The following is a 21,824-nucleotide window of genomic DNA, read 5'->3' as shown; positions in this document are numbered from 1 at the left end:
ACCGAGGAGAGGATGCCGCAGTGAATACTGAGGGTGTGCATGCACCCCGTTGCGAGGTGGGATCGAAAGTAAATGAACAGGTCGGTATCCGCACGGTCGGTACGGGTTCGTTCACCGTGAACCTCCATGACGGTCGACTTCCCGTCGCCGTCGATGCGGATCGGACCCACCACACTCGCTTGCACCCGCCGGGATTTTCCGCCGCCGCGATGACCGCGATTTCGGACCAGACGAATATTTGCACATCATTGACTGACAAACGCCGCGAGGTACTCTGATGGCGGTTCAAGGCCACTACAATCACTACGACGACCCCGATGAATTCTGGGATGACGAGCCGCTCGAACCGAGGCGAACTCATCGCCCACGGAGCGCCGCGGTGCCACCTTCTACCCGTCCGGAATCATCAGCGTCTTCGCTTGCGCCGCTGTCGCAACAGGCAGTACGGAGCGATCGAGAAACCCAACCACTCGCGATCCAATATGCTGCCGGATCCTCACTCGTCTCGATGGATCTCGATGGCGGATTTTTACCAGTCAGCATCGATTTCAGTTCTGGGTGGCGCACTCACGTTGCTCCCGATGAAGTGAGCGACGAGTTGATGTCGGCATACAGGGCGGCAGCATCCATGCGCCTGGATCGGTTGTACTCTACTGGCCGTTTACCTTCCCCACAAGAAATTTCAGAGACGGCGGTTCCGGACCGGCGGAAGATACTTATGGTGCTGCTGGAGACCGAAACCTGGGAGCAGTTCAGTGAAACGTCCAGCAGGATGCTAAGAGACGCTGAATATCAGGTGTACGGTAGGGCGGAAACTTCTGACAGATATTTCGCTGAAGTGGTTGCCGATCGAACCTACCTACGGTCTATCAAGATTTCGTCGTCCTGGCCCGGGTCCACTGACCCTCATCAACTCTCCGACGAAATTTTGCGGTGCGCGCAGCAAATCCGCTCGTTGCGCCCGACATTCGAAGCTCGGCGGGACTACTCACGATACACCGAAGCAGATCTCGAGTACCACTTGGATCGCCACAGAGAACGACTTCTGGACGAGAGGCCGATATGACATCCGACAAGGTAACTGTCTCACTGAATCTGATGCAGCACGCTGTGAACAAATGGAATGAGGCTGCCGATCATCTGAACCGCGCGGCTATGAGAACCTTCGCCGTCGACATTCCCGAGGGAAAAGCCGGCGCGTTCGCCCTCACCCTGGAAAAGTACAGACCCGCCCCGAGCTACTTCCTCGGCAGAATGCTTGAAGGAAAGACCGTGTTCGAGGACATAGCCTCGGTACTCAAACAGGCACACGATACATATGAGGCAGAGGATATCGCTGGCGCGCATGCCATCCAAAGCAAAGCCGGTGAACTGTGACTAGTACCCGCGAGGAGTTGATCAGACAGATAGAGGCCATTCGGTCGAGTAAGAACGACATCGGCAACCTGCCCCAAAAAGTACAGGACTGGCATGGGGATTTGGTCAAGCTGATCCGCGCGGAGGGGTACACCGGCGGATTGGTCACCGGTGGCGTGTTCACGACCGAAATGCAAGTAGATTTGGTATGGGCGAACCGCGATCAGATCAATAAGGCACTGGGTGAAACCTGGGACAAGCTTGCTGAAATGGAACCCGGACTCGAAGTCCCGGTTACTTTTATCGACTATGCGAACGAATGGCGCAATATAAGGAACGATATCTTCAATGCAAGCAATGCATTCTCGGAAACAGACCTCACAGGCGAATGGGAAGGCGATGCCGCCAACCGATACAGGGAACTGCGCATGCGACAGAAGCTCGCCCTGGACACCATGCCGCAAGTATGCGAGACAATAGCGACAAGCCTTGAGAGAATTGCCCAGAACGAGCTCGCCCTCTACACTGATCTCGCGACCAAATCAAAGGATCTGGTAACGAAAGTTCTGACTATCGTTACAAGTCTAATCAAGTCCTTCTTCAATTTCCCTCTCGGTCCCATATCAGCCTCAACCGACCTGGTGGCGGCAGTGGATGCATCGAAGACCTTCATCCTTGGAGCTGCTACGTCCATTGCAACAAACGCTCAGACAAATATGATCGAAGGCAACAAGATTACACAAAATATATCGGCCCAAGCTGGCCTCCCTGAAAACAAATGGCCTCCGGGAGTCGTCGCAAGTTACGGCGAGGGTATCAATGGGCTTCGTATCGCACTCGGCGATGCATCGGTGAATGATGGCGACAAATCAGATTGGAAGCTCCAGCTGTGATCGGAATCTTTCGGTTTATGACGGTGGCCGTAGTTGCTGCAGCACTGACAGCCGGATGCGCCACGTCGCCTTCGCCTTCGCCACCATCTCCAGAGCAGCCGGCCGCTGTAACCCAGGGCGCCTTGTGCGATTCGCTGCTCACTTTCTTTGGCAACCAACTCGGCGCAGTTGACTTGACCGCGGTGCCGCTCTTCAATCGTGAAGAAACGATTTCACCCGGCGGGATTTGCACAGTCATCAACAGCACGAGCCAGAGGGCGAATGGCAGGGTATCGTTACGGAATGCACCGAACGCCCCGGACCCGACTGAAGGTGTCGTAGGATTTAGAAAAACGACCGGACTGAATGATCCAGTTTGGGTTCAGGATATGCGCACCGACACTAGAAATCCCGGTATCGAAGTCGTTTTGGCAACCCGGATCGGAGAGTGGAATGGACAATTCAGGATCACCGAATCCGAAACCCGAACCGCAACTGGCATCCTGCATCTAACGGATGAGGACATTAATAGGGCTGCCCATTTTCTCGTCGAGCTGACCAGAAAGGTTTCAAAGGCTTAGCGGTCAGCTCCGCGGGTGGAAGCTGCCGACGCGGCCAAACCTGTTGCCTGAGGTGAGTTCGTTCGAAGAAGGTGTTTCAGTGGGGTATTCACATTCCATCAACAATCGGTGGCCGCGCAGCTCTTCCGACGACTTCAACACCAACTCTCCCAGCTCCGAATGGCAGGCGACGTGATCTTCCGGAAGCTGCTTGCGATTTCGGCTCTGGGAGTGCTGCTTTCGGCCTGCGATTTGTTTTCGCACACTCATCCCGACAAGTATGAGATACCGACGAGCAGCCACACAATTCAGGAGTTGTGCGACTCTGCGAAACAGTTCTTCGTCACTCGAGCTGGTGCCGAAAATCTGCAGGTCAGCGCCGGCGCTGGCGGAAAATCGCTGACCGATAAGATCGGCACCGGCAATGGGTGTGTCTATGAGAAGGCAGACGGGTCCGCGTGGCCGTCTGCCCTCGGATACGTATCCCTGTTTCGCGTCACCGTCAGTGGTAACACCCTGTCCACACCTCCCGCGTCGACAGATAACTACCCGACCAAGGTTCTGACCGTGAACGGCGCGAGCGTCAAGGTCGCGACCGAGCCACTGCCCAAGGGGGGCGACCACGCCACCACACTGCTCGACGTCGACCTCACCACCACGGTCGACGGCTGGAAGGGCGAACTCCAGTTCCGAGCCACCGAAGCCCAAACGACGCGAGATGACCAACTGACCCGAGAAGGCGCGCAGGTGCTCATCGACACGATCCGCGCTCTCAGGGGTTGACGGCAGGCCCTCCGTCAGCGGACCGCGACCGACGGCAGTGTGCGGCCGGTCTCGCTGTGCTCCAATGGGTTGTCGTTTATCGCCGCCGAAGCATCGCGTGATGGATGTAGTACTTGTCGACCTGGCGGGTGAAGACGCTCACCAGTTCCCAGCCGAAGTACGTGTCCAGCCATTCGATACAGGAAGCCAGTATCGACAAATTTCCGTCGTGGTTGGCTTTCAGCAGGCCCGCATCCCAGGCGAGACCTCGCCGGGGTTGCGCGTAGATGACCAGGTACTTGCGCCGGTAGGTGCGCATGTCGACGGTTCCGTTCAGGACTGCCCTGGCGTCGAGCACCGTTCCCGGGCCCGCAGGGAGCAGCGGGGGCTGACCGTTCACGCTTCCGTTCCCACTCGCGCGGGTCGGGAGGCACGACCGAACCGCGCATCGGTGGCAGGCAGACGGAGGACGACCGGCTCCACAGTGATTCCCGCACCGGTTCTCCCGATCAATAAATCCCCCTCGGACGCAACGCACTCAGACAGCACGACCGGGTCCACGATACCGCTTTCCTGCTGTGCCGACGGGCTCCAGCCGCCGAGGCGTCGCCCGAGCTGCCATCACATCCGTGTCGCCGGACCCCGCAACGCCGTCGGAGGTCGCCGCCGGGGCCGATAAGAAGAGCCGTCACCAGGGTGCGATGGTCCGGCGGGCTACGTGCCGGGCGACGGTGAGATTCTCGAGATCCAGATGCCGGCTGGGCACCAGCAGATAGACGCTCGCGGCCGTGGCGGCTACGGCGCCATGCTGGTGCGCCTGGTGACCCGTCTCGACCCTCGCGCCCTCACCGTGCCGACCCTGGTGATCGCCGGACGTACCGACCGCATCGCGCCGGCGCATCGCCCTCGCCTCCTCGCCGAGAAACTGCCGCGGTGGTGGAACTGGTCGAGTTCGGGACCAGGCACTGCGGACCACTCGAAGCACCGGACGAGGTGGCGGCGTTGCTGACGTATCTTTCCGGCCGCGGCCGAGGCCATGTGACCCCGCGAGAACACCGCTGATAAGCGTTCACACAGAATGGATTCGAAAACGGACAAAAACGGAGTGGCTGACTTATTGCCGAGGTAGCGGCGGTGGGCGCTAATGGAAAGAGCCGGGCCACTGAGTGAGTCGGGGCGCCCTCCCCCCGGCGTAGAGAAAACAATCTCCACGAAACCAGGAGGCATCGCCGTGCCCACAATCACTTCGATCACACCCACCTCGGGCCCCACCACGGGAGGCACCAGCGTCACGATCGCGGGCACCGGGTTCACCGGTCCGCTGACCGTGCGGTTCGGCTCCACCGCAACGACTTTCACCATCGACTCCGCCATACAGATCACGGCCGTCGCTCCCGCGGGGTCGGCCGGCGCGGTACAGGTGACGGTCAGCGATTCGGGCGGGACCAGCAACGGTGCCACCTACACCTATCTCGCCGTCCCGGCTTTGACCTCCATCGCCCCCGGCCAGGGGTCAACCGCCGGCGGGACGTCGGTCACGCTCACCGGGTCCGGACTGACCGGTGCCACCGCCGTCACTTTCGGCACCACACCGGCGACTTCGTTCACCGTCGACTCGGATACGCAGATCACGGCCGTCGCCCCGGCGGGCACGGGCATCGTGTCGGTCACCGTCACCGCTCCGGGCGGCACCAGCAACGGGGTCACCTTCATCTATGTCGTGGTGCCCACCATCACGGCGGTCTCCCCTGCTTCGGGTCCCGCATCGGGCGGCAACAACGTCACGATCTCCGGCACCGGGTTCACCGGCCCGCTGACCGTCCGGTTCGGCAGTACCGCCACGACCTTCACCGTCGACTCCGCGTTGCAGATCACCGCCATCGCTCCCGGAGGTGCGACCGGATCCGTGCAGGTCACCGTCACCGGCTCGGGTGGCACCAGCAACGGCGTCACCTACACCTACGTCTGATCGAGACAGCCCACGGGCCGTCGCCGGGAATCCGGCGGCGGCCCGATCGCGTTGAGCGCCTGATTCACTGCGAGCTTCTCGCAGTCCCTCTCGAGCAGACCGTCCGCAACAGCAGGGTCCTTCCTTCACACCGGCGACCGACAGCGGCCACCTGCCCGGAAGCCCACGCGCCGTGGAACGGCTCGGCACCGATAGTGACTGCGCGCGACTGGATTCCGTCCGCAGGAGGGACGGTCGGCTGCCAAGGCGACAGTCCCAGCCTGCCATGTCGGCGAGAACAACTCCGGGGCAAGGCCCGACGATCCGTTCCCGGCGCTGGTCAACACGTGGCAACAATCTGGAAAACGGACAAAAACGGATCATCCTACACGTTGCCGACGCGCTGTTCCTGGGGCATAACGGAGTTAACCGATCCAACACCAGCTTCGGGCACCCCCGCTTTGGAGGAACCAGCAAACAGAGAGGCAGCGCCATGCCTACATTCCTCTCCCCGTCTTCGGGACGGCACGCGCGGGCTTCTCGTGTCACGGTGGCGACCGGCATTCGAGTGGACAGCATCGCGGTGGTGCGGGCGACAGCATCGCATCACGAACCGTCCTCCACCGCACACGGGTTCAACTAGATCCCGCTCGGGGTGGATTCCACGACACCGACACGGTCCGAACTCGCGACCGTGTCCCAACGGACCCCGACACCTGGGTGCGGCGCACAGTTCTCCAGTCATCGGGCTTCCAGACCGGCCGGCGGCACCCTGATGCCGCATCAAGAAAGAAAGGAAAGAACCGATGAACAAAGTAATCACGTTCCTGCACAGTGAGCCCGTCCGCGCATTGTTGTACCCACTGCTGGTCGCGCTGATCGGGTACGGAGTCGCCAAGGGCGTTGTCTCGTCCGACCTCTCCGGATTCGTCCTCGCCATCATCGCGGCGGCGCTGGGCCTGCCCGCGGTCGAGTCGGCACGCCACCGGGTCAGCCCGGCGCCACCGGACAGCGGTGAACCAGCATGAAAGCGACCAAGGAGAAGACCCGCCACGACCCCTTCGAGGTGGTGCTGTGCGCTGTCTTCGGCGCCTCGATGCTCTTGCAGTGCGTCTACGGGCCGCCACCTGATTCGGCGACCGCGGCCATGCCGTCGGGGCTCCGGACACTGTGGCTGGTTCTCATGCTGATCGGCTGCGCCACGACGCTGGTCGGTTTGTTCGCCCGGCACGTCTGGGGGTATCTGATCGAGCAGGTCGGTCTCGGGGCGCTCGGCTGGTCCCTGGTGGCCTTCGGTGCGCAGCTGCTGCTGTTGCAGCTCGAGAACCGAAGCCTCGGCACGGCCACGTTTCTCGGCGGTCCGCTGCCGATCGCGCTGGGCGTCGCGTTCCTGTGGAAGCGCCGCCAGGTGCTGCAAGACGTGCGGACGTTGCACGCGGTGAAGGTGAGGGAGGCGTCATGAACCTGGTACAGCAGTCGCCACTCTTCGCCGCGCTGGTGCTCATCGCCAGCTCATCGGCGCTGTCGGCGGCGGTGACGGCGTGGTTCAAGCGCGGCGACGTCGACGCCAACATGACCAAAACGAAGGCCGACGCGGCGAAAGTTCTCAGCGACCTGGCCATTTCGCAGACACAGCAGATGTCCGAGCAGATGGGCGAGTTCCGCATGGCGCTGCGGGCACACCGGGAGTGGGATCGGAAGATGGTGAGCCGGGTGCGGCAGGCGGGCATCGAATTCGACGATCCGCCCGAACTGTTCCTGTGACGCGGACAGGAGCTCGACGAGCGGGACACCGCGAGGCCATTTTCCAGTGGTCGCCGAATGTTCGCGGCTCTCCGCGCTCCGGCCACCCGCTTCGCGCCGGCAAATAATCGGCGGCGTCGCGACGCCGCCGAAAACTTCGCTGCCGCAACGTGTGCCAAGTAGTCCACTTCGCAAACAGACACGCCGGCACCTATCCGAAAACGGACCAAAACGGATTCCAGACATGTTGCCAGCCCCCGTATCTCGGAGTGAGATGGAAACCAGCCGGGCCATGGAATTGTCGGCGCCCCCCGGTGACAGAGGAACAAACACCACGGCAACAAGGAGGCAGCGCCATGCCTACCATCACCTCTCTGTCCCCGACTTCGGGACCGACCACGGGTGGTACGAGCGTCACGATCACGGGCACCGGATTCGGCGGTCCCACCACCGTACGATTCGGCAGTACCGCAACCACGTTCACGCTCGATTCCGCCACCCAGATCACTGCGGTCGCCCCCGCCGGTTCGGTCGGCACCGTGCAGGTCACCGTCACCAACTCGGGCGGGACCAGCAACGGGCTCCCCTACACCTATGTCGCCGTTCCCGCGTTGAACAGCATCACTCCCAATCAGGGGTCGACCGCGGGCGGAACGACCGTCACTCTGAACGGATCCGGCTTCACCGGCGCCACCGCGGTCACGTTCGGCAGCACACCGGCTACGTCCTTCACGGTCGTCTCCGACACGCAGATCACGGCCGTCACCCCGGCCGGAACGGGGATCGTCCCGGTCACCGTGACCGGTCCCGGCGGCACCAGCGGCGCGGTCCCCTATACCTATGTCGTGGTCCCCACGATCACGTCCATCTCGCCGACTTCCGGTCCCACCGCGGGCGGTAACAGCGTCATCATCACCGGTACCGGGTTCACCGGCCCGCTGACGGTGCGATTCGGCAGCACCGCGACGCTTTTCACAATCAACTCCCCGACTCAGATCACGGCCGTCGCACCCGCCGGGACCGGCACCGTGCAAGTCACCGTCACCGGATCGGGTGGAACCAGCAACGGAGTCGCCTACACCTACGCCGCGGTGCCCACGCTGACGAGCATCGCCCCCAGCACCGGGCCGGTGACCGGCGGGACGACGGTGGTTCTCACCGGAACCAACCTGACCGGAGCCACAGCGGTCACCTTCGGTGCCACACCGGCGACCTCGTTCACCGTCAATTCCGCCACCCAGATCACCGCCGTCGCACCCGCCGGAACCGGAACGGTATCGGTCAAGGTCACCACACCGGGTGGAATCAGTAACGGCGTCGCCTACACCTACATCGCGGTGCCCACCCTCACCACGGTGGTCCCGAACACCGGACCGGCCGCGGGCGGAACAACGGTGATTCTCACCGGAACCAACCTGACCGGAGCCACAGCGGTCACCTTCGGTGCCACACCGGCGACCTCGTTCACGGTCAACTCCGCGACCCAGATCACCGCCGTCGCACCCGCCGGAACCGGAACAGTGTCGGTCACCGTCACCACTGCGGGCGGGACGAGCAACGGAGTCGCCTACACCTACATCGCCGTTCCCGCCCTCACAGCGGTAGTGCCGAACGTGGGTCCGGTGTCGGGCGGAACGACGGTCGTTCTCACGGGAACGGGACTGACCGGAGCCACAGCGGTCAGCTTCGGTGGCACACCGGCGACTTCGTTCACCGTCAATTCCGCCACCCAGATCACCGCCGTCGCACCCGCCGGAACCGGAACCGTATCGGTCACCGTCACCACACCCGGTGGAACCAGCAACGGAGTCGCCTACACCTACGTCGCGGTGCCCACCCTCACCACGGTGGTCCCGAATGTCGGACCGGTGTCCGGCGGAACAACCGTCGTTCTCACGGGAACCGGACTGACCGGAGCCACAGCGGTCACCTTCGGTGGCACACCGGCGACCTCGTTCACCGTCAACTCCGCCACCCAGATCACCGCCGTCGCACCCGCCGGAACCGGAACCGTATCGGTCACCGCCACCACACCCGGTGGAACCAGCAACGGAGTCGCCTACACCTACGTCGCGGTCCCGACCCTCACCACGGTGGTCCCGAATTCGGGTGTGGCAGCTGGTGGGACGACGGTCGTCATCACCGGCACCGGGTTGTCGACAGCTACCGCGGTCACCTTCGGTGGCACACCGGCGACCTCGTTCACGGTCAACTCCAATACGCAGATCACCGCCGTCGCACCCGCCGGAACCGGAACCGTATCGGTCACCGTCACCACAGCGGGCGGAACCAGCAACGGCCTGCCCTACACCTACATTCCGGTTCCCACCCTCACCACGGTGGTCCCGAATATCGGACCTGCCGCGGGCGGAACAACAGTCGTCATCACGGGAACCGGGCTGACCGGTACCACCGGGGTGGACTTCGGCGGTGCACCGGCGACCTCGTTCACGGTCGACTCCAATACGCAGATCACCGCCGTCGCACCCGCCGGAACCGGTACAGTGCAGGTCACCGCCACCACATCCGGCGGAACAAGCAACGGCCTTCCATACACCTACATCGCAGTTCCCACGCTGACGGCAGCTGTCCCGAATGTGGGCGTGGAAGCGGGCGGTACGATCGTCGTTCTCACCGGGACGGGGCTGACCGGAGCCACAGCGGTCGACTTCGGTGCCACACCGGCGACCTCGTTCACCGTCGACTCCGCCACCCAGATCACCGCCGTCGCACCCGCCGGAACCGGAACGGTGCAACTCACCGTCACCACAGCGGGCGGAACCAGCAATGGCGTGGCCTACACCTACATTCCGCTCCCCACCCTCACCACGGTGCTGCCGAATGTGGGATTGGAAGCCGGTGGGACGATCGTCGTCCTGACCGGGACGGGGCTCTCCACCGCCACCGCGGTCACCTTCGGCGGCACACCGGCCACCTCGTTCACAGTGCTCTCCGATACGCAGATCACCGCGGTCGCACCCGCGGGGACCGGCACCGTACAGGTCACCGTCACCACCGCAGGAGGTACCAGCAACGGAATCGCCTACACCTACCTCGGGGTTCCCACATTGATCACGGCGCTGCCGAACGTGGGGTCGGCGGCGGGCGGGACGACGGTCGTCATCGCCGGAACGAACCTGCTCGGAGCCACCTCGGTGGACTTCGGCGGCACACCGGCGGCGTCGTTCACCGTCGACTCCGCGCTCCAGATCACGGCGGTCACACCCGCCGGAACGGGCACCGTACAACTCACCGTCACCACTGCAGGAGGAACCAGTAATGGTCTTGCGTTCACCTACATCTGACGGCTGAAGCGGCTGGGCCGTCGGCAGGCTGTTGCCGGCGGCCCAGCTTCGTCGCGGTCGAGCGACTACGACACGAGTCTCCGCCACCGTGGACGGAGGCTGCAGGGGTTAAGGGGGTTTCGTTGGCGACCGTACTCAAGATGCTGCTGGCGGAGCGGCATCTCAAGAGTCATCACGATTTTCTGGCCGCGTACGACCGGTGCGCGGCGCGGCTCGATCCGCCCATCCCGCCCGGGCACGGGCCGGCGAAGGCGCAGTATTACCAGTGGTTGTCCGGGCGCATGATCGGGCTGCCGCGCGACTATCACTGCCGAGTGCTGGAGCGGATGTTCCCGGGCTGGACCGTTGAGGGATTGTTCCAGATGGCCAACTCCGCACCCGTCGACATCCCTTCGCACGAGACGGGATTCTCCGGCGTCGAGGCCTCACTCGAGGCTTTCCTCGGCGCCGAGATGATCACCAACGGAACGACGCTGGTGTACTCGGCATTCGAGTTGGCACGGCCCGCCGCGCAAGCACTTCGAGCGGCGGGCATCGGCCAGCAGCGTGTGTTTCAGAAGCATGGCGGCGCGTTCGGGAACCGATACGTCGACCTCCCGTCGGTGGTGGCGGAGAACGATCTGCGGGGATTGCTGTATGTGCTTTCCTTCCTGCAACGCCACACCAGCATCCCGGTCGACGTCCGCAGCGACCGCGATCTCGTCGCGCGCCGCGACCGCCCGTGCATCAGCTTCGGGCTGACCGGCAACGACTGCCTGCGGTTGTATCTGGACACCGTCGAGCGTCCGCTGTTCACCGTGCGCGACAGCGTCGCCGAGGACGGTTTCCGTTCCGTGCATCTGCGACTGGCCGACGGAAGCGGGTACGACTCCGACGACGACCGCAACATCGGCGTCGTCGCCCGGGTACGCCCGAGCCCCGATCGGCATCCCGGCCGCTACTGGATGCATTGCGGCGGTTTGGGTCCACGGGGCACCGCCGGAGCGGGGTGGTATCTGGCCCACTCGTGGGGGGCTCTGCAACAGCGTGCCGGTGATCACGACTTCGTCGCCGTCATCGGTGTCGACCAGTACTCCGACCACACGGTCAGCTTGGAGCATCTGCTGATCGGGCCGACCTCCGGTGAATGACAGTGTGGGCGGCGATGCGTCAGTATCCGGGTGGCAGCGCCGCCAGCATGTCCCGTGTCACCGCGACGGCGTTGTCGGAACTGCCCCCTTCGACCAGCAGCGTCGCGAAAGCGATGTCGCCACGGAAGCCGACGAACCAGGAGTGCGACCCGCTGTCCACTTCGGCTTCGCCGGTCTTGCCGTAGACCTCGCCCTGATCGGCGATCCGCTCGGCCGTACCACCCAGGACCACCTTGCGCATCATCGTGCGCAGTCCCTCGATGACGTCGGGAGCGAGGGGCGGACGGTCGCCATCGACCTGGGTGGGCCGCCCCGCGATCAGGTACGGCACGGGCGCCGAGCCGTGCGCGACGGTCGCTGCCATGAGCGCCATGCCGAACGGGCTGACCACCACTTTGCCCTGACCGATGCCGTCCTCGGTGCGCTGGATCAGGTCGTCCGAGGCGGGTACCGAACCGGTGGCCGTCGGCAGCCCCACCACCGTATACGTGGGTCCCACGCCGAGCTTCGCGGCGGCCTCGTGCAACGCGGGACCGGGCAGATCACTGGCGAGTTTGGCGAACGAGGTGTTGCAGGACCGCTCGTAGGCCGTGGACATCGGCACATTGCCGACGGTGAACAGGTTGTAGTTGGGGATGGTCCGCTCCCCGATCACGATTCGGCTGGGGCACGGCAGCACCGTGTCCGGGGTCGCGAGGCCGTTCGACATGGCCGCGGCGGCGGTCACCGTCTTGAACACCGAGCCGGGCGGATACTGGCCGATCGTCGCGAGGGGGCCGTCGCGATCGGCGGCCTTGTTCTGCGCGACCGCCAGGATCGCGCCGGTGGACGGGCGCAGCACCACCATCATGGTCTGCTCGGTACGCGCCTGCACGGCACGCTGTGCGGCGTTCTGCACGTTGCGGTCGACGCTGAGCGCGAACGACGGCGCGGGTTGCGAGGGAACCTCCATCAGGACATCGGTGTCGGCGCCGTTGGCGTTCAAGGTGACCACGCTCCACCCCGCTTTGCCGTCCACTTCCGCGATCACCGTTTTACGCACCTGGGTGAGCAGATCGGGCGCGAACTCCCGATCGGTGGCGACCAGATCCCACTGCTGGGTCAACGTGACGCCGGGCAACCCGATCAGATCGGTGGTCACCTCAGCGGATTCGAGATCGTTGAGCAGCGCGACCGTGTAGGCGCCGTGCGCGGCCTCGGCCGCGTCGAGAATCGACTGCGGCGTCAGCGACTTGTCGAAACGGTACAGCGCGGCGGAGAGCGCGATGGCCACACTTTTCGGATCGGCGGCGGCGGCCGCCACGAACGCGACCCGGGACACCTTGCCGGGCACCATGATGTCGCTGCCGGACTGCTCGTTCACCCGCGCCCGCGGCGGCGGCTCGGATCGCAACGCCATGGTCTGGGTGTCACCGAGTTTGGGATGGATGTCGGAGGAGGTCCAGCGGACCATCCAGCGCCCGTTGCTGCGTCCCATCTGCAACTGGCCCGAGTACTTCCAGGTCCGGTTCTTCGGTAGCCGCCACTCGTAGGTGTAGTCGACGGTCGCGGTGTCACCGGTCACGCGCGCCGCGCCGGTGCGCGCCGTGAGCTGTTCGGCCTGGAGTTGATTCCAAGCGGAACGCAATACTGCGTCTGCCTTTTCCGGCAGGTTCGTAAGGTCGGCGGCGGCGCTGACCCGGTGCTCGGCGAACGCTTTGACGAACGCGTCCGCGACGGGAACCGGCCCCTGCGGCTTGCTCGCACAACCGGCGGCCGCCACCGTGAGGGCCGCGACGGCGACCGAGAGAAGCATCCGAGTGGACATCGGCACCGATGGTAATAGTCACTGATGGGCAAACGCCTGCGGCACTCCGGGATTCGCCGCGGAGTCGGCCACGCTCAGTCGACCAGCACGGTGGCGAAAGTCGCGATCTGCCGGAACCCGACGCGGCTGTAGGCGCGGCGAGCGATCGCGTTGTAGTCGTTCACGTACAGGCTGGCAGTGCGGCCGGAGGCGACCACGGCGTTCGCGACCGCCGCGGTACCCGCGGTGCCATGCCCCTTCCCCCGATGATCCGGGTGCACCCAGACGCCTTGGATCTGGCCCGTGCGCCGGGACAGCGAGCCGACCTCCGCTTTGAAGACCACTTCCCCGTCCTCGAAACGAGCCCAGGCGCGGCCGGATTCGATCAAGCTCTGGATGCGGCGGCGATAGCCGCGTCCGCCGTCACCCGCGCGCGGATCGACGCCGACCTCCTCGATGAACATGGCGATCGCGGCCGAGAGGTAGCGGTCGAGTTCGTCGCGACGCACCCGGCGTACCTCCGCGTCGGGCGTGGCCACTGGTGGCTGGGCCAGTGCCAGCAGCGGTTGTTCCCCGCGTAGCTCACGTTCCGGACCCCAGTGCCCGGTCAACATCTCCCACAGCGGCAACGCCAGTTCCCTGCGCCCGACCACCGAGGAACAGACGCGGGGCCAGCGCATAGCGCGGTCGGCGAACGCGCGCAGTGCGCCACGATCTCCCAGCAACGGCACCAGGTTCGCACCCGAGAAACACAGCGATTCCGACGGGCCGCCCCTGCTCCACAGCTCCCCTTGGCCGCACCGGTTGTCCAAACCGAACTCTTGCAGGCGGGCCGCGACCATGCACGAGGCGACCGGATCCGCATCCAGCACACGTAGCACCTGAGCAAGATCCCGATTAGCGAGCTGCCGCGCAGGGGCGTATTTGGCCCGTCGCGCCGGCTCCAGCAGACTCCGCACGATGACAGCCTGCCACGAACCGGCGCTATGCGGTATGACTAAGCCGAAAGCGCTGGTTAGGCGCGTCCTCAGCCGACGGTGACGACCGGTTCGCCCGCGCCCGAGTCCTCGCCCATCTCCTCGGCGATGCGCATCGCCTCTTCGATCAGCGTCTCGACGATCTGCGCCTCGGGAACGGTCTTGATGACCTCGCCCTTGACGAAGATCTGGCCCTTGCCGTTGCCGGAGGCCACACCCAGGTCGGCCTCGCGCGCCTCACCGGGCCCGTTCACGACGCAGCCCATGACGGCCACTCGCAGCGGCACCGCCATGCCCTCCAGGCCCGCGGTGACCTCGTTGGCCAGCGTGTACACGTCGACCTGCGCGCGCCCGCAGGAGGGGCACGACACGATCTCGAGCTTGCGCGGGCGCAGGTTCAGCGATTGCAGGATCTGCCCGCCGACCTTGACCTCCTCGGCGGGCGGCGCGGACAGCGAGACGCGGATCGTGTCGCCGATGCCCTCCGCCAGCAGCGCGCCGAACGCGACCGCCGACTTGATCGTGCCCTGGAACGCAGGGCCCGCCTCGGTGACGCCGAGGTGCAGCGGGTAGTCGCACTGCGCGGCCAGCTGCCGGTAGGCCTCCACCATGATCACCGGGTCGTTGTGCTTGACCGAGATCTTGATGTCACCGAACCCGTGCTCCTCGAACAGGCTCGCCTCCCACAGCGCCGACTCCACCAGCGCCTCCGGCGTGGCCTTGCCGTACTTCTCCATCATCCGCTTGTCCAGCGAACCGGCGTTCACGCCGATGCGGATCGGGATGCCCGCCGCACCCGCGGCCTTGGCGACCTCCTTGACCCGGCCGTCGAACTCCTTGATGTTGCCGGGGTTGACCCGGACCGCGGCGCACCCGGCGTCGATCGCGGCGAAGATGTAGCGGGGCTGGAAGTGGATGTCGGCGATCACCGGGATCTGGGATTTCGCGGCGATCGTGGCCAGCGCGTCCGCGTCCTCCTGACGCGGGCAGGCCACTCGCACGATGTCGCACCCCGACGCGGTCAGCTCCGCGATCTGCTGCAGGGTGGCGTTCACATCGTGCGTCTTGGTCGTGGTCATGGACTGCACCGAGATCGGGTGGTCGCTGCCCACCCCGACCTTGCCCACCATCAGCTGGCGGGTCTTACGCCGTGGAGCGAGCACTGCCGCGGGGGCGGTCGGCATCCCCAATCCGATTGTGCTGGTCACCTTCGGCTGCCTACTTTCGTCGTGTCCGGCCGGTTCGGTGCCGAGTCTAGCCGTGGCGCGCGACGCCCACCCTACGTCGCCGGTCACACCGCCTGATCGGCGGCGCCGGTCAGAACAGCTTGATCGGGTTCACGATGTCGGCGGCCAGGGTGAGCAGCATGTACGCACCGCCGATCACCACGACGACATAGGTCGCCGGCAGCAACTTCAGGTAATTCACCGGCGCACCCGGCGCGAGTCCCTTCCAACCGCGGATGGTGTTGCGGATCTTCTCGTAGATCACCACCGCGATGTGGCCCCCGTCCAGGGGAAGCAACGGCAGCAGGTTGAAGATGCCGAGGAAGAAGTTCAGGCTGGCCAGCACCAGGATGAAGACGTTCCACAGGCCGCGTTCGGCGGTCTCGCCACCGATCTTGCTGGCGCCGTACACGCTGACCGGGGTCTCCGGATCACGCTCGCCTCCGGTGACCGCGTTCCACAGCGCGGAGACCTTCGCGGGCATCTCGGTCAGCGAGTCGACCGTGCGCAGGAACATGTCGCCGGTGAACCCGGCGGCGGCGGGGACAGCGCCCAGCAGGTCGTATTGCACGGGGTCGTAGCGCTCGGGCGCCACGCCGACGGCGCCGACCACGCGGCCCTCGCCACCGCCCTCGGGGTAGCGCACGACCCGCTCCGGGGTCACCGGAATGGTGAGGGTGCTGCCGTCGCGCTCGATGAGGTAGGTGAAGGGGCCGGTCTGCTTCTGGGTCTCGGCCTGGAACTGCCGCCAGGTGTCCACCTTGACGCCGTTCACCTCTTTGACGATGTCACCGCGCCGCAATCCGGCGCGCTGCGCCGGGCCCGTGCCGGTGCAGGACTCGGACGAGCCGTCCGGCTTCCCTTGCGGGACGCAGCTCATGACCCCCAGCGCGGTGGCGGGGGGTTCCTTCAGATTGGGCAGCCCCCAGCCGACAGCGAGCACCACGATCAAGATGAAGCCGAGGACGAAGTTCATCGCGATGCCGCCGGACATCACCACCAGCCGCTTCCAGGTGGCCTGGCGATACATGGCGCGGTCGAGTTCTTCCGGGCGCAGTTCGTCGAGCGCCGTCATGCCCGCGATGTCGCAGAAACCGCCGAGCGGAAGCGCCTTGAGTCCGTATTCGGTCTCGCCGCGGCGGAACGAGAAGATCTTCGGCCCGAATCCGATGAAGTACCGCCGCACCTTCATGCCGGTCGCCTGGGCGGTCCACATGTGCCCACATTCGTGCAGCGCGATCGACACCGTGATGCCCAGCGCGAACAGCACGAACCCCAACGCGAACACCATTTGCTCTACAGCCCTCCTGCGTATGCGCAGCTCGAATATCCCGCACGCGCGCGTCCGCTCCTGGCCGCGAGCACTCTGACCACCTTAATGGGACAAAGCTCTGTCCTGTGTGTTCAGTGTGCCAGGACGCCGTCGCTTCGCGCGTCCGATCCGGCGCCGAAGGGCGTCAGCCGCGTACCCGGGCGGCGGCGAACTCCCGCGCCCAGGTGTCCGCGGCGAGGACTTCGTCGAGCGATTCCGGCTCCGCGCGCCACTGCTTGGCCGCCTCCACCGCGGCGGCCACCGTGCCGACGATCTGCGGGAAACGGATGGCGCCGTCCAGGAAAGCCTGCACCGCGACCTCGTTGGCGGCGTTGTAGACCGCGGTGACACTGCCGCCGGCCTCGCCGGCCGCGCGGGCCAGCTCGACCGCGGGGAAGACGTCGTTGTCGACCGGTTCGAACGTCCAAGTGGACGCGGTGCCGAAATCGCAGGCCGCGGCCGCGCCGGGCACCCGGTCCGGCCAGCCGAGCGCCAGCGCGATGGGTAGCTTCATGTCCGGCGGGCTGGCCTGGGCGAGCGTGGAGCCGTCGGTGAAGGTGACCATCGAGTGCACGATCGACTGCGGGTGCACGGTGACGTCGATGCGGTCGTAGGGCACGCCGAACAGCAGGTGCGTCTCGATCAGCTCGAGTCCCTTGTTCACCAGCGAGGCCGAGTTCAGGGTGTTCATCAAACCCATCGACCAGGTGGGATGCGCTTTGGCCTCGGCGGGCTCGACCGACTCCAGCATCTCGGCGGTCCAGCCGCGGAACGGGCCGCCGGAGGCGGTCAGTACCAGCCGGTCGACCTCGTCGGCGCGACCGCCGCGCAGGCACTGTGCCAGCGCGGAGTGCTCCGAGTCGACCGGGACGATCTGTCCGGGGACGGCGGCGCGGGTGACCAGGGAGCCGCCCGCGACCAGCGATTCCTTGTTGGCCAGCGCCAGGCGCGTACCGGACTGGAGGGTGGCCAGGGTCGGCTCCAGCCCGAGCGAGCCGACCAGAGCGTTCAGCACGACGTCCGCCTCGGTGCGGCGCACCAGTTCGGTCACCGCACCCGGGCCGCCCAGCCGCAGGTCCAGCCGCTGGGCCGCGGCCGGATCGGCCACGGCCACATTGCGTGTGCCCGTGGCGGCCATCTGGGCGGCGAGCAGCTCGGTGTTGCCGCCGCGCGCGGCGAGTCCGACCACCTCGAAGCGGTCGGGATTGGCGGCGATAACCTCGAGCGCTTGGGTGCCAATGGATCCGGTGCTGCCCAGCAGCAGGACTCTCACGATGTCGGACACGCCTTCATTGTGTCCTACCTCGGGAACGTGTTCGACCGGCGCGGGCCGACTTACAACGACGCACCGTCGTATGTCACGATATGCGGCAGCAGCTCATCGAGTGCGTACCGGAATATCGGTACAAGTAACAGCTAAGGAGCGATCGTGGCCGCCACGGAACTCGAACACGTCGAAACCGAGCGCGTCGTCACTCGCGTGGATCCCGCCGAAGTTCCCTCCGCCGCTTGGGGCTGGAGCGGCGAATCGCGTCGTACCTTCCGTATCGCGGGCTGGATCGTCGCGCTGATCCTGCTGGCCATGCTGGTCGGCAACCACAAGGGCAAGATCGAGGACATCTTCCTCGTCGGCTTCGCCGTCCTGATCGCGGGCATCCTGATCCGCGACTCGGTGCTCCAGCGCAAGCCTCGCTAGCCGAAAAGTCCTCTCGCACAATTTCATTCGTCCTGTATCGCGGGCTGCGGCCCGGTACCGTGTGCGTCCGAGGTCCGCGTCCCAGCCGGGTCGCGGACCTCGGTTTCTGTTCGCACGACTACTTAGGACGCAATGATCAAGATCTGTTCGGCCGCCCTGCTTGCCGCGAGTGCGTTCGGCTCGCTGCTGTTGTCGCCCGCCGCGCCCGCGTATGCCCAGTCACCGGCGTGCGGCGCGGCCGTCGACGCGATCAACGCCGCCATCGACGAGTCGGGCGGGAACCTGGACCCGACCGTGCAGCAGTCCCTCGCCGCCAAGCTCTCGGCCATCCAGGCCGACGGCGCCGAGAAGGAAGCCATCGCCGCCTACGCCCGCGCTCTGACCGACGACAAGGTCACGAGCATGGACGCCGCGACGGACGAACTGAACCGAGTCTGCAAGAGCTGATCGCCGGGCGGCGCGGACCCGGGCCGGGTTCGCGCCGTCGCCGGACGGATCGCTAGCGTCCGCGGCGTCGGGCAGGTTTCTTCTTGGCCGGGGCCGAACGACCGACCACCTTCTTGGCCGGGGGCTTCTTCCGCGACTCGTCCTTGTCGGCTCGGGCCTGGCTGCGGGAACTGCGCTCGGAACGGCCACGGACGACGCCGACGAACTCCTCGACCAGATCCGTGGTCCGGCCGGCGGGCCAGGCCAGCGCGACCTCCGTGTCGGGAACGTCGAGCATCGGACGGTAGACGAGGTCGCGGCGATGATGCAGGCGAGCGAGCGAGTGCGGCACGATCGCCGCGCCGCCGGCCGCCGCGACCAGCTCCAGAGCGCCGCCGATCGCATCGACGTCCGAGGTGTCCTGGAGACGCTCGTCGGCCAGGTCGGCCATGCGCACCTCGTCGAACACCGACAGCGGGTGTTCCTTCTGCACCACCACGACCGGGACCTCACGGTAGAGCGGGATCGCGCTCATGCCTTCGCGGTCGATCGGCAGCCGGACGAAGCACATGTCCACGCTCCCCGCACGTAGCGCCGCCTCCTGATCCGCCTGCGCCAGCGCGCTCACCTCGAGCGGGATGTCCGGGAACCGCTCGGCCCAGATCCGGGTCCATTTGGACACCGTGACGCCCGGCACGAAACCCACCCGCAGGGCGGCCGATGCCTCCGGCTCGTGCCGCTGCGCCGCCGACTCGGCGCGCGCGATGATCTCGCGGGCCCGCTCCAGCAATTCGCGGCCGTCGTCGGTGAGCTGAGTCGGTTGCGCGCCGGGCACGAAAAGCTTTGTGCCGAGTTCGTTTTCCAAGTCGATGACGGTATGGCTGAGCTTCTGCCGCGAGATGTGCAGCGACTTCGCCGCGCGCGCGAAGTGCAACTCCTGCGCGACCGCGACGAACCAGCGCAGGCGCACGACATCGATCGACTCCAACGGGCTCATTCGTGGAAGCGTATGCCACCGCGCGGTCGGGCCCCGCCGCGCCGCCCAGTAAGCTGGGTCGGTGAGCCCGGACAAGAAACCGCAGATGATGAAGCCGTTGACGGCGGCGAACAAGCTCGGCATCTACCTTCCGGCCGCACCCGAGGAGTTCCGCAACGCGCCGATCTCGCGCACCCAGCTCGACGCGCTGCGCGCCGATCCGCCCGAATGGCTCACCGAACTGCGCCGCACCGGCCCGTTCCCGCGCGACGTGGTGGCACGCAAACTCGGCGTCTCCAATACCGGCTTGACCCGCGCCGGGGTCTCCGACCATCTCACGGTCGACGAGATCGACGCCCTGCTCGCCGACCCGCCGGAGTGGCTCGTGCGCGAGCGGGAGAACTACGCCGCGGTCCGCGCGGAGAACGAGCGCATCAAGACGAAGGAAGCCGAACGTCGCGCCGCCACCAACCGTCCGGCGAAGAACCGCGGCTAACGCTTCCGTCGAGGAAACGCTCGCCCTGCAATGGGCGGCGCGAGGCTATGCCGCCACCCATCATGCGCGGCCGAGTATTTCAGTTCTCCGCGGCCAACTGCCCGCAGGCGGCGGCGATCTCTTGGCCGCGGGTGTCGCGGACCGTGCAGGGCACGCCCTTGGCGTTGACACGGCGGACGAACTCCTGCTCGACCGGCTTGGGGCTGGCATCCCACTTGGAGCCCGGAGTCGGGTTGAGCGGAATGACGTTGACGTGGACCCGGGAGCCGAGCGCCTTGTGCAGCTTCTCGCCCAGCATGTCCGCGCGCCACGGATGGTCGTTGATGTCCCGGATGAGCGCGTATTCGACCGATACGCGGCGGCCGGTCTTGTCGGCGTAGTAGCGGGCCGCGTCGAGCACCTCGGCGACCGGCCAGCGGTTGTTCACCGGAACCAGGGTGTCGCGCAGTTCGTCGTCGGGCGTGTGCAGCGAGACCGCGAGCGTCACCGACAATCCCTCGTCGGCCAGTTTGCGGATGGCCGGAGCCAGCCCCACGGTCGAGACCACGACATTGCGCTGGGAGATGCCGAGTCCGTCCGGCGCGGGCGAGGTGATCCGGCGGACCGCGGCGACCACCCGCTTGTAGTTCGCCAGCGGCTCCCCCATGCCCATGAAGACGATGTTGGACAGTCTGCCCGGCCCACCGGCCACTTCCCCGTCCCGCAGCGCGGCGGCCGCGGCACGCACCTGGTCGACGATCTCCGCGGTGGACAGGTTGCGGTTCAGCCCACCTTGGCCGGTGGCACAGAACGGGCACGCCATGCCGCAACCGGCCTGGCTGGAGATGCACAGGGTCGCGCGATCGGGGTAGCGCATGAGCACGCTTTCCAGCAGCGTGCCGTCTCCCGCACGCCAGAGCGTTTTGCGAGTCTCCCCCTCGTCACACGCGACATGCTTGACCACGTCGAGCAGCGGCGGGAACAGTGCCGCGCCGATCTTCTCCCGGACCGCGGCGGGCAGATCCGTCATCCGCGCCGGATCGGCCTGCAATCGCGCGTAGTACTGCCGGGCGATCTGATCGGCACGGAACTTCGGCAGGCCGAGTTCCTCGATGGCCGCGCGCCTGCCATCGGCGTCGAGGTCGGCGAGATGACGCGGCGGCATGCCACGGCGCGGAGCGTCGAAAACCAGGGGCAGGGAGAGGGTCATAATCGTTCCATTCTCCCATCCGAGGCAGACACCCCCGCACTCGACCACATACGCACGTCTCGAC

24 protein-coding genes are annotated in these 21,824 nt (G+C 65.9%); 15 read left to right on the top strand and 9 right to left on the bottom strand.

Features of this window, described 5'->3' with window-relative positions; translation table 11 throughout:
• The first annotated feature begins 20 nt into the window (after window positions 1–20).
• From ACL03I_RS03295 to ACL03I_RS03270, 6 genes are all read left to right on the top strand, one after another.
• Window positions 21–278, top strand: coding sequence for a hypothetical protein (locus tag ACL03I_RS03295; RefSeq protein ID WP_355069975.1), 258 nt, complete (start codon window positions 21–23; stop codon window positions 276–278).
• Window positions 278–1,066: a hypothetical protein gene (locus tag ACL03I_RS03290; protein WP_412805110.1), complete on the top strand. Its 789-nt coding sequence runs from the start codon at window positions 278–280 to the stop codon at window positions 1,064–1,066. Before ACL03I_RS03295 ends, ACL03I_RS03290 begins: the two co-directional genes overlap by 1 nt.
• Window positions 1,063–1,377 carry a hypothetical protein gene (locus ACL03I_RS03285; RefSeq protein ID WP_355069971.1) on the top strand — a complete coding sequence of 105 codons (315 nt, stop codon included), beginning with the start codon at window positions 1,063–1,065 and terminating at the stop codon, window positions 1,375–1,377. Before ACL03I_RS03290 ends, ACL03I_RS03285 begins: the two co-directional genes overlap by 4 nt.
• Window positions 1,374–2,249 carry a WXG100 family type VII secretion target gene (locus tag ACL03I_RS03280; protein WP_412805109.1) on the top strand — a complete coding sequence of 292 codons (876 nt, stop codon included), beginning with the start codon at window positions 1,374–1,376 and terminating at the stop codon, window positions 2,247–2,249. Before ACL03I_RS03285 ends, ACL03I_RS03280 begins: the two co-directional genes overlap by 4 nt.
• A gap of 17 nt (window positions 2,250–2,266) precedes the next feature.
• A complete protein-coding gene (locus ACL03I_RS03275) occupies window positions 2,267–2,809 on the top strand; it encodes a hypothetical protein (RefSeq protein ID WP_397275590.1) in 543 nt (180 codons plus the stop codon).
• A 108-nt stretch (window positions 2,810–2,917) separates the two neighbouring features.
• The gene (locus tag ACL03I_RS03270) at window positions 2,918–3,571 is read left to right on the top strand and encodes a hypothetical protein (RefSeq protein WP_355069965.1); all 654 of its coding nucleotides are present in this window, start codon (window positions 2,918–2,920) and stop codon (window positions 3,569–3,571) included.
• Between the two features lie 76 nt (window positions 3,572–3,647).
• Here the strand turns inward: ACL03I_RS03270 and ACL03I_RS03265 are convergent, their stop codons facing one another.
• Together ACL03I_RS03265 and ACL03I_RS03260 are read right to left on the bottom strand one after the other, a co-directional pair.
• The gene (locus ACL03I_RS03265; RefSeq protein ID WP_355069963.1) at window positions 3,648–3,950 is read right to left on the bottom strand and encodes a hypothetical protein; all 303 of its coding nucleotides are present in this window, start codon (window positions 3,948–3,950) and stop codon (window positions 3,648–3,650) included.
• A 288-nt stretch (window positions 3,951–4,238) separates the two neighbouring features.
• The gene (locus tag ACL03I_RS03260) at window positions 4,239–4,451 is read right to left on the bottom strand and encodes a hypothetical protein (protein ID WP_412805108.1); all 213 of its coding nucleotides are present in this window, start codon (window positions 4,449–4,451) and stop codon (window positions 4,239–4,241) included.
• A gap of 330 nt (window positions 4,452–4,781) precedes the next feature.
• Here ACL03I_RS03260 and ACL03I_RS03255 point away from each other — a divergent pair, with 330 nt between their 5' ends.
• The 6 genes from ACL03I_RS03255 (at window position 4,782) to ACL03I_RS03230 (ending at window position 11,676) form a co-directional block, all read left to right on the top strand.
• A complete protein-coding gene (locus tag ACL03I_RS03255) occupies window positions 4,782–5,519 on the top strand; it encodes an IPT/TIG domain-containing protein (protein WP_356961338.1) in 738 nt (245 codons plus the stop codon).
• 785 nt (window positions 5,520–6,304) lie between these two features.
• Entirely contained in the window at window positions 6,305–6,526 is a 222-nt protein-coding gene (locus tag ACL03I_RS03250) for a hypothetical protein (RefSeq protein ID WP_355069956.1), read from the top strand.
• Window positions 6,523–6,960 (top strand): hypothetical protein, encoded by a 438-nt coding sequence (locus ACL03I_RS03245; RefSeq protein ID WP_355069954.1) that lies wholly within the window; start codon window positions 6,523–6,525, stop codon window positions 6,958–6,960. Before ACL03I_RS03250 ends, ACL03I_RS03245 begins: the two co-directional genes overlap by 4 nt.
• A complete protein-coding gene (locus tag ACL03I_RS03240) occupies window positions 6,957–7,262 on the top strand; it encodes a hypothetical protein (RefSeq protein WP_355069953.1) in 306 nt (101 codons plus the stop codon). The genes ACL03I_RS03245 and ACL03I_RS03240 overlap by 4 nt, the downstream gene beginning before the upstream one ends.
• A gap of 335 nt (window positions 7,263–7,597) precedes the next feature.
• Entirely contained in the window at window positions 7,598–10,546 is a 2,949-nt protein-coding gene (locus tag ACL03I_RS03235; RefSeq protein ID WP_412805107.1) for an IPT/TIG domain-containing protein, read from the top strand.
• 122 nt (window positions 10,547–10,668) lie between these two features.
• Window positions 10,669–11,676: a hypothetical protein gene (locus ACL03I_RS03230; RefSeq protein WP_355069950.1), complete on the top strand. Its 1,008-nt coding sequence runs from the start codon at window positions 10,669–10,671 to the stop codon at window positions 11,674–11,676.
• 19 nt (window positions 11,677–11,695) lie between these two features.
• Here the strand turns inward: ACL03I_RS03230 and ACL03I_RS03225 are convergent, their stop codons facing one another.
• The 5 genes from ACL03I_RS03225 to dxr form a co-directional block, all read right to left on the bottom strand.
• Complete coding sequence (locus ACL03I_RS03225; protein WP_412805106.1) at window positions 11,696–13,483, bottom strand: penicillin-binding transpeptidase domain-containing protein; 1,788 nt, start codon at window positions 13,481–13,483, stop codon at window positions 11,696–11,698.
• A gap of 74 nt (window positions 13,484–13,557) precedes the next feature.
• Window positions 13,558–14,421, bottom strand: coding sequence for a GNAT family N-acetyltransferase (locus tag ACL03I_RS03220; protein ID WP_355069946.1), 864 nt, complete (start codon window positions 14,419–14,421; stop codon window positions 13,558–13,560).
• A gap of 68 nt (window positions 14,422–14,489) precedes the next feature.
• Window positions 14,490–15,647: a flavodoxin-dependent (E)-4-hydroxy-3-methylbut-2-enyl-diphosphate synthase gene (gene ispG / locus ACL03I_RS03215; protein ID WP_355069944.1), complete on the bottom strand. Its 1,158-nt coding sequence runs from the start codon at window positions 15,645–15,647 to the stop codon at window positions 14,490–14,492.
• 109 nt (window positions 15,648–15,756) lie between these two features.
• The gene (locus tag ACL03I_RS03210) at window positions 15,757–16,956 is read right to left on the bottom strand and encodes a M50 family metallopeptidase (protein ID WP_355069942.1); all 1,200 of its coding nucleotides are present in this window, start codon (window positions 16,954–16,956) and stop codon (window positions 15,757–15,759) included.
• A gap of 166 nt (window positions 16,957–17,122) precedes the next feature.
• Window positions 17,123–18,262, bottom strand: coding sequence for a 1-deoxy-D-xylulose-5-phosphate reductoisomerase (gene dxr / locus ACL03I_RS03205; RefSeq protein WP_355069940.1), 1,140 nt, complete (start codon window positions 18,260–18,262; stop codon window positions 17,123–17,125).
• A gap of 144 nt (window positions 18,263–18,406) precedes the next feature.
• On the opposite strand from dxr, the gene ACL03I_RS03200 reads away from it, so the two are divergent.
• Entirely contained in the window at window positions 18,407–18,673 is a 267-nt protein-coding gene (locus ACL03I_RS03200; RefSeq protein WP_355069939.1) for a DUF2631 domain-containing protein, read from the top strand.
• 132 nt (window positions 18,674–18,805) lie between these two features.
• Entirely contained in the window at window positions 18,806–19,120 is a 315-nt protein-coding gene (locus ACL03I_RS03195; RefSeq protein ID WP_355069937.1) for a hypothetical protein, read from the top strand.
• A 52-nt stretch (window positions 19,121–19,172) separates the two neighbouring features.
• Here the strand turns inward: ACL03I_RS03195 and ACL03I_RS03190 are convergent, their stop codons facing one another.
• Entirely contained in the window at window positions 19,173–20,096 is a 924-nt protein-coding gene (locus tag ACL03I_RS03190; protein WP_355069935.1) for a LysR family transcriptional regulator, read from the bottom strand.
• A 61-nt stretch (window positions 20,097–20,157) separates the two neighbouring features.
• On the opposite strand from ACL03I_RS03190, the gene ACL03I_RS03185 reads away from it, so the two are divergent.
• Complete coding sequence (locus ACL03I_RS03185) at window positions 20,158–20,571, top strand: DUF5997 family protein (RefSeq protein ID WP_355069934.1); 414 nt, start codon at window positions 20,158–20,160, stop codon at window positions 20,569–20,571.
• 79 nt (window positions 20,572–20,650) lie between these two features.
• Here ACL03I_RS03185 and rlmN read toward each other — a convergent pair whose 3' ends face one another.
• Window positions 20,651–21,760 carry a dual-specificity RNA methyltransferase RlmN gene (gene rlmN, locus ACL03I_RS03180; protein WP_355069932.1) on the bottom strand — a complete coding sequence of 370 codons (1,110 nt, stop codon included), beginning with the start codon at window positions 21,758–21,760 and terminating at the stop codon, window positions 20,651–20,653.
• Between the last annotated feature and the right edge of the window lie 64 nt (window positions 21,761–21,824).

This window comes from Nocardia sichangensis, assembly GCF_047200615.1.
GTDB classification, from domain to species: Bacteria; Actinomycetota; Actinomycetes; order Mycobacteriales; family Mycobacteriaceae; genus Nocardia; species Nocardia sichangensis.
This window is presented reverse-complemented; position numbering and strand designations above follow the sequence as displayed.

Excerpts from the sequence above, each read along its gene's own strand:
- ACL03I_RS03225 (WP_412805106.1), bottom strand. The coding sequence starts at position 13,483 with ATGTCCACTCGGATGCTTCTCTCGGTCGCCGTCGCGGCCCTCACGGTG.
- ACL03I_RS03190 (WP_355069935.1), bottom strand. The coding sequence starts at position 20,096 with ATGAGCCCGTTGGAGTCGATCGATGTCGTGCGCCTGCGCTGGTTCGTC.
- ACL03I_RS03235 (WP_412805107.1), top strand. The coding sequence starts at position 7,598 with ATGCCTACCATCACCTCTCTGTCCCCGACTTCGGGACCGACCACGGGT.
- ACL03I_RS03285 (WP_355069971.1), top strand. The coding sequence starts at position 1,063 with ATGACATCCGACAAGGTAACTGTCTCACTGAATCTGATGCAGCACGCT.
- ACL03I_RS03245 (WP_355069954.1), top strand. The coding sequence starts at position 6,523 with ATGAAAGCGACCAAGGAGAAGACCCGCCACGACCCCTTCGAGGTGGTG.
- ACL03I_RS03240 (WP_355069953.1), top strand. The coding sequence starts at position 6,957 with ATGAACCTGGTACAGCAGTCGCCACTCTTCGCCGCGCTGGTGCTCATC.
- rlmN (WP_355069932.1), bottom strand. The coding sequence starts at position 21,760 with ATGACCCTCTCCCTGCCCCTGGTTTTCGACGCTCCGCGCCGTGGCATG.
- ACL03I_RS03210 (WP_355069942.1), bottom strand. The coding sequence starts at position 16,956 with ATGGTGTTCGCGTTGGGGTTCGTGCTGTTCGCGCTGGGCATCACGGTG.
- ACL03I_RS03275 (WP_397275590.1), top strand. The coding sequence starts at position 2,267 with ATGACGGTGGCCGTAGTTGCTGCAGCACTGACAGCCGGATGCGCCACG.
- ACL03I_RS03250 (WP_355069956.1), top strand. The coding sequence starts at position 6,305 with ATGAACAAAGTAATCACGTTCCTGCACAGTGAGCCCGTCCGCGCATTG.
- ACL03I_RS03195 (WP_355069937.1), top strand. The coding sequence starts at position 18,806 with ATGATCAAGATCTGTTCGGCCGCCCTGCTTGCCGCGAGTGCGTTCGGC.
- ACL03I_RS03290 (WP_412805110.1), top strand. The coding sequence starts at position 278 with ATGGCGGTTCAAGGCCACTACAATCACTACGACGACCCCGATGAATTC.
- ACL03I_RS03260 (WP_412805108.1), bottom strand. The coding sequence starts at position 4,451 with ATGCGCCGGCGCGATGCGGTCGGTACGTCCGGCGATCACCAGGGTCGG.